This window comes from Rhodococcus artemisiae, from assembly GCF_036327795.1.
Classification (GTDB): domain Bacteria; phylum Actinomycetota; class Actinomycetes; order Mycobacteriales; family Mycobacteriaceae; genus Rhodococcus; species Rhodococcus artemisiae.
The window spans coordinates 1-13609 of sequence record NZ_JAUTXY010000019.1 but is presented as its reverse complement, the minus strand read 5'-3'; the positions used below and the strand labels follow the sequence as shown (position 1 = coordinate 13609).

The 13609-nt window shown below is 64.7% G+C and carries 12 protein-coding genes and 3 pseudogenes; 11 read left to right on the top strand and 4 right to left on the bottom strand.

What is annotated here, in order from left to right; all coding sequences use genetic code 11:
* Positions 1 to 38: 38 nt before the first annotated feature.
* The 9 genes and pseudogenes from Q7514_RS28830 to Q7514_RS28790 all read left to right on the top strand — a co-directional run.
* A pseudogene (locus tag Q7514_RS28830) lies at positions 39 to 1241 on the top strand (IS1634 family transposase); the annotation flags it as partial.
* 143 nt (positions 1242 to 1384) lie between these two features.
* Complete coding sequence (locus Q7514_RS28825) at positions 1385 to 2308, top strand: tyrosine-type recombinase/integrase (RefSeq protein WP_330136690.1); 924 nt, start codon at positions 1385 to 1387, stop codon at positions 2306 to 2308.
* Positions 2308 to 3237 carry a tyrosine-type recombinase/integrase gene (locus Q7514_RS28820; RefSeq protein WP_330136689.1) on the top strand — a complete coding sequence of 310 codons (930 nt, stop codon included), beginning with the start codon at positions 2308 to 2310 and terminating at the stop codon, positions 3235 to 3237. The genes Q7514_RS28825 and Q7514_RS28820 overlap by 1 nt, the downstream gene beginning before the upstream one ends.
* The gene (locus tag Q7514_RS28815) at positions 3237 to 4229 is read left to right on the top strand and encodes a tyrosine-type recombinase/integrase (protein ID WP_330136688.1); all 993 of its coding nucleotides are present in this window, start codon (positions 3237 to 3239) and stop codon (positions 4227 to 4229) included. Before Q7514_RS28820 ends, Q7514_RS28815 begins: the two co-directional genes overlap by 1 nt.
* A 109-nt stretch (positions 4230 to 4338) precedes the next feature.
* Positions 4339 to 4700: pseudogene (locus tag Q7514_RS28810) on the top strand (IS1634 family transposase); the annotation flags it as partial.
* A 23-nt stretch (positions 4701 to 4723) separates the two neighbouring features.
* Positions 4724 to 5161, top strand: a pseudogene (locus tag Q7514_RS28805) (NAD(P)(+) transhydrogenase (Re/Si-specific) subunit alpha); the annotation flags it as partial.
* Entirely contained in the window at positions 5158 to 5307 is a 150-nt protein-coding gene (locus tag Q7514_RS28800; RefSeq protein ID WP_330136687.1) for a hypothetical protein, read from the top strand. The pseudogene Q7514_RS28805 and the gene Q7514_RS28800, both read left to right, overlap by 4 nt.
* Positions 5308 to 5637, top strand: a complete 330-nt coding sequence (locus Q7514_RS28795) for an NAD(P) transhydrogenase subunit alpha (RefSeq protein WP_330136686.1) — start codon at positions 5308 to 5310, stop codon at positions 5635 to 5637.
* A complete protein-coding gene (locus Q7514_RS28790) occupies positions 5637 to 7061 on the top strand; it encodes an NAD(P)(+) transhydrogenase (Re/Si-specific) subunit beta (RefSeq protein WP_330136685.1) in 1425 nt (474 codons plus the stop codon). The genes Q7514_RS28795 and Q7514_RS28790 overlap by 1 nt, the downstream gene beginning before the upstream one ends.
* Positions 7062 to 7163: 102 nt before the next feature.
* Here Q7514_RS28790 and Q7514_RS33265 read toward each other — a convergent pair whose 3' ends face one another.
* The 4 genes from Q7514_RS33265 to Q7514_RS28775 form a co-directional block, all read right to left on the bottom strand.
* Positions 7164 to 8219 carry an AraC family transcriptional regulator gene (locus tag Q7514_RS33265; protein ID WP_408016210.1) on the bottom strand — a complete coding sequence of 352 codons (1056 nt, stop codon included), beginning with the start codon at positions 8217 to 8219 and terminating at the stop codon, positions 7164 to 7166.
* Between the two features lie 92 nt (positions 8220 to 8311).
* Positions 8312 to 8710: a hypothetical protein gene (locus Q7514_RS28785; RefSeq protein ID WP_330136684.1), complete on the bottom strand. Its 399-nt coding sequence runs from the start codon at positions 8708 to 8710 to the stop codon at positions 8312 to 8314.
* Between the two features lie 76 nt (positions 8711 to 8786).
* The gene (locus Q7514_RS28780; RefSeq protein ID WP_269593026.1) at positions 8787 to 9302 is read right to left on the bottom strand and encodes a single-stranded DNA-binding protein; all 516 of its coding nucleotides are present in this window, start codon (positions 9300 to 9302) and stop codon (positions 8787 to 8789) included.
* A gap of 53 nt (positions 9303 to 9355) precedes the next feature.
* A complete protein-coding gene (locus tag Q7514_RS28775; RefSeq protein WP_330136683.1) occupies positions 9356 to 11005 on the bottom strand; it encodes a hypothetical protein in 1650 nt (549 codons plus the stop codon).
* 250 nt (positions 11006 to 11255) lie between these two features.
* Here Q7514_RS28775 and Q7514_RS28770 point away from each other — a divergent pair, with 250 nt between their 5' ends.
* Together Q7514_RS28770 and Q7514_RS28765 are read left to right on the top strand one after the other, a co-directional pair.
* Positions 11256 to 12143, top strand: a complete 888-nt coding sequence (locus Q7514_RS28770; protein WP_330136682.1) for a hypothetical protein — start codon at positions 11256 to 11258, stop codon at positions 12141 to 12143.
* Positions 12140 to 13468: a replicative DNA helicase gene (locus Q7514_RS28765; protein WP_330136681.1), complete on the top strand. Its 1329-nt coding sequence runs from the start codon at positions 12140 to 12142 to the stop codon at positions 13466 to 13468. Before Q7514_RS28770 ends, Q7514_RS28765 begins: the two co-directional genes overlap by 4 nt.
* Positions 13469 to 13609 lie beyond the last annotated feature (141 nt).

Below are 13609 nucleotides of genomic sequence, written 5' to 3'. Positions count from 1 at the left end.
GGATATGGGGCACTAATCGGTCGGTAGGATCGCCGGTTGTGGCTGCCTATATCCGCAAGGTTCGGACCGCGTCGGGGGCGACGGCGGTGCAGATCGCCGCGAAGGACGGGGGCCGCCACAAGATCCTTGAGCACCTCGGTTCCGCCCACACCGAGGGCGAGTTGGCGGCACTGTTGCAGGCGGCCCGGGAAAAGCTGCAGGCCGGCCAGCAGGAACTCGACCTCGACCTCGGCGGTGGTGGGGAACGCGGATCGGTGATCGCGACGAAACGGTCCCGCTGGCTGATCGAGGCGATCGAGACCGGATGGCGACGCCTGGGTCTCGATGCTGTCGACGACGACGCGTTCTTCCAGCTGGTCCTCGGTCGGCTCGTCGAGCCGACATCGATGAGCGACACCAGCCGGGTCGTCGCCGAGATCGGACTGACCCCGGCCCACCGCAACACCTACGCCAACGCATTGAAGCGTTGCGCCACAAGCGATTACCGAGACCGGGTCGCGAAGAAATGTTTCGAGCATGCCGCCGCGACCGGCGGATTGAGCTTGGTGCTCTACGACGTCACCACGCTGTACTTCGAGGCAGAGAAGGAAGACGACCTGCGCAAGGTCGGATATTCGAAGGAACGCAGGGTGGATCCGCAGATCGTGGTAGGCCTGCTCGTCGACCGTACCGGGTTCCCCCTCGAGATCGGCTGCTTCGAAGGGAACAAGGCAGAAACCCATACCATCGTCCCGATCGTCCGGCAGTTCCAGGCCCGCCACGACATCGAGGGCGTCGAGATGGTTGTCGCCGCCGACGCAGGCATGCTCTCCGCCGGCAATCTCAAGGACCTCGACGAGGCCGGACTCAAGTTCATCGTCGGGTCCCGCGTCACCAAAGCCCCCGCCGATCTCGCAAACCATTTCCATTGGAACGGAAATAGTTTCGCTGACGGACAGATAATCGATACGGTCACTCCCCGGCACGCGAAGAGCACCGTCAACAACGTCAACAAGCGCACCGAACCGGTCTGGGGCGCGGCCGGACATCCGAAGTCCTGGCGGGCGGTCTGGCAGTACTCGAAACGACGGGCGGTCCGCGACAATCAGACACTCAACGCCCAGGAGGCCCGGGCCAGGGAGGTCGTCGACGGCGGCACAGCTCCGAAGTCGACGCGGTTCGTCAAGACCACCGCGGGCGGCCGCACCCTCGACACCGCATCTCTCGATCGGGCCCGATCATTGGTCGGGTTGAAGGGTTATGACGATGTCGGGGTTATGCCGACCCGGTCCGCATCGTTGCTGGTGGCGGCCTCGTCGCCGGTGGATTGTTCGGCATAGTCACCGACTGTCGAGTCAGGCGTGATGCTGGTCTTCCCTGGTGACGAAGGGAAGGAAACCCAGTCATGTCCACCACCAATGACCACGCCCGCTGGATCACGATCGACAACGCGATCGAGGACTTCGACCGATACCTGATCACGGACAAGAATGCATCCGCGATGACCCGTCAGTGCTACCTCCGGCACGCTCGGGCATTTCTCGACACCGTCACGCCGGCGTCGGGCACGCTCGACCTCGACGCAGTGTCGGGTCCGCAGGTCCGGTCCTATGTCACGGATCTGAGCGGGCGATACGCCCCACAATCGTGCAAACTCAAAGCCACTGTGCTGCGCTGCTTTCTGCGGTTCGCGTGGATGTCCGGGCGGATGAGCTCGGATCTGGCGGGTGCGGTCGGTACGGTGATCACTCATCGGTCCGGCAAGATCCCGAAGGCGCTGCACCCGGACGAACTGGCACGCTTGTTGGCGACGCCGGATCGGCGGACGCTGGGCGGAGCCCGCGACTACGCGCTGCTGATCCTGATGTCCCGACTCGGGTTACGTGCCGGCGAAGCCGGCGGACTACGTCTCGACGACATCGACTGGGCACACGCCCACCTGAGAGTGCGGGTCAAAGGCGGCAACGTCCTCGTGTTGCCCCTCCCCGGTGATGTCGGTTCTGCTTTGGTGGAGTACCTGCATCGACGTCCCAGTCCGACACCTCTCCGTGAAGTGTTCCTCACGAACTACGGCACTCCGGTGCCGATGACCCGCGGCGCGGTCACTGCCGCGGTCGCCCGCAACGCCCGCACGGCAGGACTGGGAACGATCTACGCACATCGGTTGCGGCACAGCGCCGCTCGGGCCGTTCTGGCCAGTGGTGGCACGTTCGAGGAGGTCGGTGAGCTGCTCGGTCACGCCACCCGGCAGGTCACCATGGCGTACTCGTCGTTCGACCTCACGTCGATGCGTCCCCTGGCCCGCCCGTGGCCGGTCAGGGGGCAGTGATGCGCGACTGGGCTGCTCTCATCGACGAGTACCTCGCCTTCCGCATCGCACGAGGATTCCAACCGAGCCGCAAGATAGAACGATTGCTCCCGCAGTTCGTGGCCTCGCTGCCTCACAGTCGCGACGACAGTCTGCTGTTCAGCAACTCCGACGCGCTGACCTGGACGAACGCCCCTGATCAGGCGGCACCGTCCTGGGTCTCGGCCCGCTTGTCGATCGTGCGGGGCTTCGCGCTCTATCTCGCCGGATCCGGCCTACCCGTCGTCGTGCCGGCCTGTCGGCAGGCACCGACCTCGTCTCGTCGAGCCACCCCGTATCTGTATTCGACCTCGCAAATCGTCGACCTCATGGATGCTGCCGACGTGGTGTTCACGCCCTTGCGTGCCGCGACCATGCGCACGCTCATCGGGCTGCTCTTCGTCACCGGAATGCGCATCGGTGAGACGCTGCAGCTGAATGTCGGTGATCTCGATACCGAACAGAACACCCTGATGATCCGGCACGCGAAGTTGGGTCGCGAACGCATCGTCTGCCTCGAACCCAGCACCACCGAGATGCTCCGGGTCTACCTCGACGGCCCGCCACGGCACGGTCTGGGCACCGGCGCCGATCGGCCGCTGTTCGTCACCGGCAGAGGCACCGCGGTGTCCTACTCCGAGGTCTGCGGCGGTTTCCATCAGATGGTGCGTCGTGTCGGACTGGTCCGTCGTGTCGGCGCCCGCCCCCGCTTGCACGATCTGCGCCACAGTTTTGCTACGTGGACGATGATCGATGCCTACCACAGCGGACGCGATCCCGGGCACACGTTCTCCGTATTGTCCTTCTGGCTAGGGCATTCCAATCCGGTCGACACCTATTGGTACCTGCAGGCCGCACCGGAAGTCGCGGCGATCGCCGCCGGGCGCCTCGACCGTGACCAGGAGGGGTGATGAACCACCGTCTCGCCCCGATCCTCCAGCGGTACTTCACCAGCTACGCGCCCACCCAGCGGGCGTTGAGCCCGGCCACGATCCGGACCTACCGTGACAGTTGGGCGCTGCTGCTCACGTTCGTCGCCGAACGCGCGCAGTTGCCGCCCTACGCACTCGAACTGGCACATATTGACCACCGTTGCGTCACCGAGTTCCTCGACTACCTCGAGAACGATCGCGGCAACAGCATCGCCACCCGGAACCTGCGGTTGGCTGCGATCAAGGCGGTGCTGACCTTCGAGTGCGCGATCATGCCCGAGTTTCTCGACACCATCGCGGCAGTTCAGGCGATCCCCGTCAAGAAATACCCGCGACCGCAGTTAAGTTATCTCACCGCCACCCAGGTGCAGGCCCTGCTCGACGCGATCGACACCACAACCTGGACCGGGCGACGGGATCAGGCCATGTTCACGCTCGCCGCCCACACCGGCCTGCGTGTCAGCGAGTTGATCTCCTTGACCGTCGACAGTGTTCATCTCGGCACCGCCGCGCATGTTGCCTGCACCGGGAAGGGCCGCAAACGCCGCACCACACCGCTGACAGCCGGCACCGCTATGCTTCTGAAAGCCTATCTGCGCGAACGTCACACACATCCGGGTCACGCGTTGTTCCCCAACCCGCGGGGCGAACCGTTGTCCGCCGATGCGATCGCGCAACGGCTACGCACCCACCTGCACCGCGCAGCACCGGCTTGTCCGGAACTGGCGGAGACCCGCATTACCGTCCACACCCTCCGGCACACCGCGGCGATGCGGTTCCTCGCCGCCGGCATCGACACCGCGGTCATCGCGCTCTGGCTCGGCCACGAATCCACCGCGACCACCGCCATCTATCTTCACGCCGACATGGACATCAAACGACGCGCTCTCGAACGGACACGTCCACCGGACGTCGTGGCAGGTGACTACACACCGCCGGACTCGCTCCTGGCTTGGCTGCAAGGCTTGTGATTATGCCGAACAATCCACCGACGACGAGGCCGCCACCAGCAACGATGCGGACCGGGTCGGCATAACCCCGACATCGTCATAACCCTTCTTAGGCCGAACTCGGCCTAACAAGGGCTACGTCACCAACATCCCCGCCACACTGATGGACCCGGGCGAGGTGATCGGCAAGTATCACGACCTTTGGCATGTCGAGCAGTCGTTCCGCATGTCGAAAACCGACCTACGGGCGCGGCCGATGTTCCACCACACCCGCGACGCGATCGAAGCCCACCTCACGGTCGTGTTCACCGCGCTCGCGGTCGCCCGCTACCTGCAGGCCGAGACCGGGGTCTCGATCGGGCGCATCGTGAAAACCCTGCGCCCGCTACAAGAAATCAGCCTGACCATCGCCGGCCACCCCCACACCGCCGCGACCCGCTCACCGTCGAAGCCGCAGCCATCCTCACCTCGCTGGAACTACCGACACGTTGACCGGGGTACTAAAACTGTGCAAGTCAGGTGAGGGCGGCTACGCCCGCGAGCTGACCGAGGCGGAGCAGGCGCAGCAGCAGCAGGCGCTCGAGGACGCGATCAAGGGCTTCGACGTGGTCATTACCACCGCGCTGGTGCCGGGCCGTCCGGCACCGCGGTTGGTGACCGCGGCCGCGGTGGAGGGCATGAAACCGGGCAGCGTCGTGGTGGATCTGGCCGGGGAGACTGGCGGCAACTGCGAGCTCACCGAACCCGGTCAGACGGTGGTCAAGCACGGGGTGACGATCTGCTCGCCGCTGAACCTGCCCGCGTCGATGCCCGAGCACGCCTCGGAGCTGTATTCGAAGAACATCTCCGCGCTGCTCGAGTTGATGCTCGTCGACGGGAAGCTGGCCCCCGATTTCTCGGACGAGGTCCTCGCCGCGTCCTGCGTCACCCGTGAAACCAAGGAACCCTCATGATCACAACGCTTTTCAGAATGCTCGCCACGCCGCTCGTCGGGTTCCTCGACCACGTGATGGTGCCCCGGCGGATGTATGAGTTCTTCGAGTACATCGACGAATACGGTGACGACCTCGATGCCACCGGCAACCGGGAGGTGCCCTAGATGTATACCGAATTGTTGGCGAACATCGCGATCCTGGTGTTGTCCGGGTTCGTGGGGTTCGCGGTGATCTCGAAGGTCCCGAACACGTTGCATACCCCGCTGATGTCGGGCACCAACGCCATCCACGGCATCGTCGTGCTCGGTGCGCTGGTGGTGTTGGGCAAGGTCGAGAACCCGCCGTGGGGGCTGCAGGTGCTCCTGTTCGTGGCCCTGGTGTTCGGAACGATCAATGTGGTCGGTGGTTTCGTGGTCACCGACCGGATGTTGGCGATGTTCAAGTCCAAGCCCACCCCCACCGCTGTTGCTGCTGAGAAGGGTGGGGACCGGTAATGGAATACCTCGTCAACGTGCTGTACATCGTGGCGTTCTCGATGTTCATCTACGGTCTGATGGGTCTGACCGGCCCGAAGACCGCGGTCCGCGGCAACCAGATCGCCGCCGCCGGCATGGTCGTCGCCGTCGTCGCGACGTTGATCGCGATCCGGGACACCTCCAACTGGGTGCTGATCGTCACCGGCCTGGTCATCGGTGTGGTCCTCGGGGTGCCGCCGGCGTTGCGGACGAAGATGACCGCGATGCCGCAGCTGGTGGCGTTGTTCAACGGTGTCGGTGGCGGCACCGTCGCCCTGATCGCCTACGCGGAGTTCCTGGACTCGGACGGGTTCACCGCCTTCGCCCATGGTGAGTCGCCGACGGTGCACATCGTCATCGCGTCGCTGTTCGCGGCGATCATCGGGTCGATCTCGTTCTGGGGTTCGGTGATCGCGTTCCTGAAGTTGCAGGAAACGTTGCCCGGCCGCCCGATCGGCATCGGGAAACTGCAGCAGCCGCTCAATGCGGTGCTGCTGATCGGGGCCGTCGCGTTGGCGGTGGCCATCGGGGTCAAGGCCATCGACCCGGCCGGCCCCACCAGCCAGTGGTGGATCGTGGGTGTGCTGGTGCTGGCGGCGGTGCTCGGGTTGATGGTGGTGCTGCCGATCGGCGGTGCCGACATGCCCGTCGTGATCTCGCTGCTCAACGCTTTGACCGGGCTGTCCGCGGCGGCCGCCGGTCTGGCTTTGAATAATCAGGCGATGATCGTGGCCGGGATGATCGTCGGTGCGTCGGGTTCGATCCTGACCAACCTGATGGCGAAGGCGATGAACCGGTCCATTCCGGCGATCGTGGCCGGCGGGTTCGGCGGCGGTGGCGGTGCGGCCGCGGTCGGCGAGGGCACCGTGAAGACGGCGAAGTCCACCTCGGCGGCGGATGCGGCGATCCAGATGGCGTACGCGAATCAGGTGATCGTGGTTCCCGGGTACGGGTTGGCGGTGGCGCAGGCCCAGCATGCGGTCAAGGACATGGCGAAGATGCTCGAGTCGAAGGGGGTGGAGGTCAAGTACGCCATCCACCCGGTCGCGGGCCGGATGCCCGGGCACATGAACGTGCTCCTCGCGGAGGCGGACGTCGAGTACGACGCGATGAAGGAAATGGACGACATCAACGACGAGTTCGCCCGCACCGATGTCACCCTGGTGATCGGTGCGAACGATGTCACCAACCCGGCGGCCCGCAACGATCCGTCGTCGCCGATCCACGGGATGCCCATTTTGAATGTGGATCAGTCGAAGTCGGTGATCGTGCTGAAGCGGTCGATGAATTCCGGGTTCGCCGGCATCGACAACCCGTTGTTCTTCGCCGACACCACCTCGATGCTGTTCGGGGATGCGAAGAAGTCGGTCGCCGAGGTCACCGAGGAACTCAAGGCCCTTTGACGTCGGATGACCCAGGTTCGCCCTGCGAACTTGGGTCTCGACGGTCGGCGCAGCCGGCACCTACGGCTGGCCCGAAGGTTGCGAATGATCAGTCGCAACAAACTAGATACCGCGTAGTGTCTCTGAGGGCATTTCGCCGAACTTCTCTCGATACAACGCTGCGAATCTGCCTGGATTCAGAAAACCCCAGTCATGCGCCACTCGCGTCACAGTCATGGATCCACTAGGTGCCCGCAGAAGTTGCTCGCGAGCTCTCGACAACCGGACGTCCCGTAAGTACGTCATCGGCGACATACCCAGACTTCGCTGAAACGACAGCTGCAACGCCCGCACGCTTTGACCTGAAACCTTGGCCAAATCTCGTACCCCAACAGGCTCCGCCGGGTGACTTTCGATGTAGTCGATGGCATGTTGGACAGCCTTCGATCGACCTTCTGATTGGGAGTTGTACAGCTCATCCGAATAGTTATGTCGATGGCCGAACAACAACCCGTCGATGACAAGACATTCCAGTCGCTTCGAGAGGACCGGATGATCCAGGAGTTCAACAGATCGGTCGAGTAGCGTGATCGTACGGAGCCATCGTATTCCGTCAGGCGACCCAACGTTTACTCCCGGTTCGAACTCGATACGTTTGCCAATCGGTCGATTGAGCAGAGTCTCGAGTTCCCTTTCGAGCGCCTTAATAGGGTACTTTACGCAGATCTGCGAGCAACTCTGGTCCCATCGGATTGTTGCAGGTTGACCTGGACCGTAGAAAGCACCGAGAGTCGTTGTTCCACTAACCGATCCGCCTCGATAGATCGTCTCCGCCTGACCAGCGACAGGGATATTTACGTGGTACGCCGTCAATGCACCAGGCGGAATCTCCAGGCAAACTGTTTGCCCGTACGTGAGGTACCCGACAGTGACATCCCCCAACTCGATCGTGTTTAAACGAGAATCAACCCGGAGAAGGCCAGGGGCCACTTCCAGTCTGTGCGGTGCATATACGCGAGAAACGGCATCTTGTATCTCGTCGGGGTCTTCGCTCGCGAGAGTAGTTCCATCTCGAAAGTAGCCGATATTGGACGGTCGGGACGCATCATCAAGAGACTCCGTTGAGGGTGCGTCGCTGCGAGGCTTCAATTCACCTCGATATTTAAGCTCCTCAACCATGCTTGAAACTCCGATGTTTCATCTATCCGCGAAGCGCGCCGCAATTACCTCACCAGGATAATACGCGCGATCGACGAGCACGGATAGGACACTCAACGCAGGATCAGGCCGGATTGCGCAACGCGCGCACGCACACTGCCGCCTATGCGTGGCGGGTTGTGGCGCGCGCTGATCGGGCTGCACAGACAGCCGGCGCACTCACTTCCCGAGTCGGGAGCAGCATCCGCGAGCAGACGCACGAGTGGCGGGAAGGCGGGCTCGACGGCCGTCGCGAACTCGGCGGAGGTGCGCCGAGCGAGGTGCTCTGCCTCCAGCGCCAGCGCGATGGCATGGTCGACGGCGGGTCGCAGGGACTCCCCAACGGCGGTGCGGAGGTCGTGCAACCGGGTCAGAGGGTCCGGCTGGCGGCCAGGCGGCGGTGACTGCTGCACGACGTCGTCGCTCAATCGGGACTGGATGTGGTCATCTTGGCCGTCGTTTGTGCGGGTCATGGCTGGCTCCCCTTCATGCGGAGCGGCGGCAGGACACCGGGAAAAGGCGCCTGCCGCCGCGTGGTGGGTACTCGGGTCAGAACGGTGGTTCGTCGCTGCCGCCGGCGTGGGCGCCGGCAAAGTTGCCGTTCTGTGGGGAGCTGCCCCACGGGTCGTCGGACGGTGCGCCGCCGGAGTTGCCCTTTCCACCACCGAAACCGCCACCGGTGCCACCGGTGCCGCCGCTGCGGTTGGCCTTGGTGACCTTCGCGGAGGCGTACCGCAGCGAGGGACCGATCTCGTCGACCTCGAGTTCGACAACGGTCCGCTTCTCGCCCTCACGGGTCTCGTACGAGCGTTGCTTGAGGCGGCCCTGCACGATCACTCGGGAGCCGCGGGTAAGCGTCTCGGCGACGTTCTCGGCGGCCTCCCGCCAGATGTTGCAGCGCATGAACAGCGCCTCGCCGTCCTTCCATTCGTTCGACTGCCGGTCGAAGTTGCGCGGGGTGGATGCGACAGTGAAGTTCGCGACCGCCGCACCCGCAGGGGTGAATCTCAACTCCGGGTCGGCCGTAAGGTTTCCGATGATCGTGATGACGGTGTCGCCTGCCATGGCGGTGCCTTTCGTTCGGTGGTGCGGTGGTATTGGGGTCGAAAGTGGGTGTGTCAGCTGGCTTTGCGGTTCTCGGGGTCGTTGTTGAAGGCGTGCCCGGCCTGCTCGCGGAAGTCGGTCGGGTTGGCGGCCCACTGGGCGACCTGACGGGTGAAGGCGGTGGCTTCGATCTCGCCGAGCAGGCCCTGGGAGACCCCGAAGGTGGCCTTGAGGATGAATCTCAGCTGGTCGATGTACTCACCCATCCCGCAGGCGTCGGCGAGTTTCTTCCACGCGGTGACCGCGTCCGGGTCCTCACCGGCGGTCAGGGGACGTGGACTCCGCTGCTCCGGTGGGAGGTGCTGCTGTGCAGATGCTGTGCCGCGAACCTGGTCTTGCCGCTGCTGTGCAGTCGGCTGTGAGGTGGTGGCCTCACCTCGACCGGCTGACTGCTGCTCCTGCTGCTGCTGGGGTCGCGTTTCCGCTGCAGGCTGCAGGTCGATCCCGAGGTAATCGGCCATCATCCGTTGCGTTCGCGAGAAGTCCTCCGCAGCAGCCTTTCCGACGAGCAGTGACCATTCCCGGCGTGCGTCGTCGTCGGTGATGTGTTCGACCGCGTACGGGTAGCGGGTGCTGATGATCTGCTGCACCCACTGGCCCGCTTCCTTGTGCGACGCCTCGTTCCGGTTGATCGCACCGACGACGGTCTTCTGGACCTGGTCTGCCAGCCACAACAGCAGCTCGGTCAGCTGCCATACGTGCTCGAGTGATGTCTCCTCGGTCAGTTCCGGTTGCTCGGACTCCTCGACCGCGGTCAGGGCATCCTGGAACAGGTACACCGCCGACTGGTGGGTGGCCCGCAGCTTCGCCGCAAGGTACGAGCCCATGTTCGGGCGACCGTCGCTGTTGACCGATTCCCAGGCTTTCGCCTCCGCGACCAGGCCAGGTCGACCGCGCAAGCCGCTGTTGGCCGCGGGCTGCCCCGAGCGGGCCGGAGCGCCCTTTGTCCCTGCGATCTTCCCGGCGACAGCCTCGGCAATCGCATCGACATCCGCGGAGCCGGACTTCGGTGCGTCAGGGGTGATGCCGCCGGTGCGCTTGCCGTCGGTTACAAGGCAACGCCACCCCTCCGGCGGCAGATCACCGAGCTTGTTGCCGCGCAGTTGAGTCCACTCGCTGATGTCAGAGCGCAGGTCCTTATCCGATGCGATCGCGGTGTCGGTGGGGTCGTCGACAGAACCGGCGACGACGATGACCTTGACGCAGTTCGCCTTGGTTGCCTGGGGCTGCCCCGACAGCGACTCGCCGCTCGCGCCGCGCAACGTGTGGATCGGCATCCGCGGGTCGATCGGCTCGTCACGCTTGTTCTCGACGTGCTTACGGCGTCGGGTCTCAATTGCCACGTACACCGGCGTGCCGGTCTCGTACGCCTTGCGCAGGCGTTCGGCGAGCGCGCCGCCGGGCTCTGCGGAGGCACCGAAGTCGTGCTTCATGCCCTGCGCACCGGTCGAGGCGGCATCGAATTTCACGTACACGGTGTCGAAGTCGCCGTTCGACTTCTCGGCGAACTCCTTGATGGCGATCGATGCGTACTCCTCGACGAACGTCTCCGCGCGGACCGAGATCGCGGTGCCATCCTCCGGGTTACCGATCCGGACCGGGTTGCGGTCGTAAGCAACGAAGCGAGCGACGCCGTTGGCGGGGCGGGACGCGGTGGTGGGCATTGAGCTCTCCTGGTGGCTCGTCGTGAACTGGTGACTGCAACGCTAGAGACGATCACCGACAGTGTTTCAGTCGTTGCATCGCTGGTTCCCTGCATCGGTACCCGGCATTTTGGCGGAGACGTTCTCTACGACGGGCGAGTGTCAGACCGGTGCATGACCAGTCGGCCATCAAGTGGGCTGAGGAAGGGCGTGTGTTCGATGCTCCGATAACTCCAGAACTGCGGAGAAGCGCGCACGTACGGTGCCGCCCATGACCCAGTTCTCCGCGCAGGAACTCCTCGATACCGGGGCTCGTGTGATCTGCCCAGGCTGCAACTGGCTCGTCGCGAACGGTGCGGAATGCCGTAAGTGCGGCCGCAGCCTGAGCACGGCCGCACCAACGTGGCGGTCCTCGTCGCGGACTCCGAATCGCCGGCGTCCCCCCGCGAGTAGGACCACGAGCGCCGACGACCACCGCGGCGACGCTGTCCTCACCGACCTCGCGCTCGGAGGCATGGCCGCGCGAGCCGATCGCACCATCTGGCTTGTCGTACACGGTGACCCGAAATCGCAAGGCTCGATGGTCGCCGTCGCCCCCGGCCGGGAGAAGGCCTCCGACCCGACCATGTACGCCTGGCGCGACAACATCACCGGTGAAGCGCTCCGCGAACTCGGCGTGCAATGGCGCCCGATCGACGGCCCAGCACTGATCGACGTCGCGTTCACGATGCCGTTCCCCCGCAGCTTCGAAGACCAGACCACCCGCATCGCGCCGGCCGCGGAAGGCCAGCTGCCACGGATCCCTGCGATGCAACCGCCGGACCGCGACAAACTGCTCCGCGCCGTGCAGGACGCGCTGTCCCCGAACGACCGAGCCAACAAGGGCGGAAAGGCCACTCAGGCGTTCGACAAGCGGTTCAAGCTCACCGTCGACGACTCCCGATTCGTGTACGGCGCCGAAGCGAAGTCCTACGCCCGACCCGGCCACACCCACGCCTGGGCGCTCGACCGCCCCGGCGCCGTCATCCGCGTCCGCATGATCGACGCCCCCGGAACGCACTTCCCCGAACCGACCCTGCGCGACCCCGGCCCACTACCCGCGCAGATCCAGACCATGCACGAGCAGCTGCTGCGCCGCACCGGTCAGAGTCCGCGATGAGTACCGGAATGGTGCTGTCCGAGCGGATCGTCCTCGGCACGATGCTGCGCGGTGACGACCCGGGGTTCACCACAGACACCCTCGGCCTCCTCACCCCCGCAGCCTTCACCGTCCCCGCCCACCGCACAGTCTTCACCGCGATCGCGCGCACCGCCGACACCGGTGCCGTGGACCTCTCGACGGTCATGGTCACCCTCGACGCTGCCGACAGCCTCACCGCAGTCGGCGGGTTCAACGAGCTCTCCGCCGCAGTGCAGGAGTCGTTCACATCCACCGCGCCAACCGATCACGTTGCCCGCATCGCCGACCGGGCCGCGGTCGAAGCCCGCCGCAGGGCGCTGCAGCAGGCCGCGGTTGCGCTCGACGACGGCCAGGACCTCGACACCAACCGGGCGTTCCTGATGGACGCGCTCGCCTCGACCTCGACGACAGCCCAGCTGTTGCCGTCGATCAGCGACCAGGTCTACGAGTACTTCGCGCTGCTCGACCAGCGATTGCACGGCGAGGTCCCCGCTGGCCTGCGCACGGGCTGGTCCCGCTTCGATGAGATCACCCTCGGCCTGCAGCCGGGCAGTCTCGTCACCGTCGCCGGCCGCGCCGGGACCGGCAAGACCGTCGTGATGATGGACTGGGCGCGTCAGGCGTGCCGAGACGACAACGGGGTTTTGTTCATTCCGCTGGAGATGTCCGCTCAGCAGATGATCGAAAGAGCAATCTCTGCGGAGGCATGCGTCGAACTCAACAAGCTCCGCGAGCCCGGGTGCCTCGACGACGACCAGTGGGACCGTATCTCCGGAGCGATCTCGGCAATCTCGCAGTGGCCGCTCTACATCGACACCCATGCAAGCAGCGTCTCCGACATCCGCCGTACAGCCACTGCCGCCAAAGCGGCGCTCGCCGAGTCCGGGCGTGAGCTACGCCTGATCGTCGTGGACTACCTGCAGTTGATGAAGGCTGACAGCGGGGGTCGCGGCGCGATCACCCGTGCCGAGGAGATCGGTCGGTTCACTCGGGGCCTCAAGTTGCTGGCCAGGGAGCTTGAACTCGTGGTCGTCGTGGGTTCGCAGTTCAACCGATCCGCGGCCGACCCGAACAAACTGCCGCGACTCGACGAACTCAAGGAATCCGGATCGATCGAGGAGGACTCGGATATCGTTCTGGCCCTGCATCGTCCGCACGCGATCGACGGACAGATTGGGATGGCCACCGCCGATGAGATCACCGGGTTGATTTTGAAGAATCGGCACGGCGCCGCACAAGCCCAGTTTGAGCGCTCATGGCATGGGCACCTTGCAAGTACAGACGAGCCTATGCGACGTAATTAGCAGGAGCTAATAAGCTACAGAGGTTTCGGTAATTGAGTTAGTGGTGGTCACAGGGAAAGCCCGGTGTGATCGAGGAAGCCGTGGCACAGGTCGTAGTTCGACCCGATCCGGACCAGCCCGGCTTCGGTCGCCACGCGAACT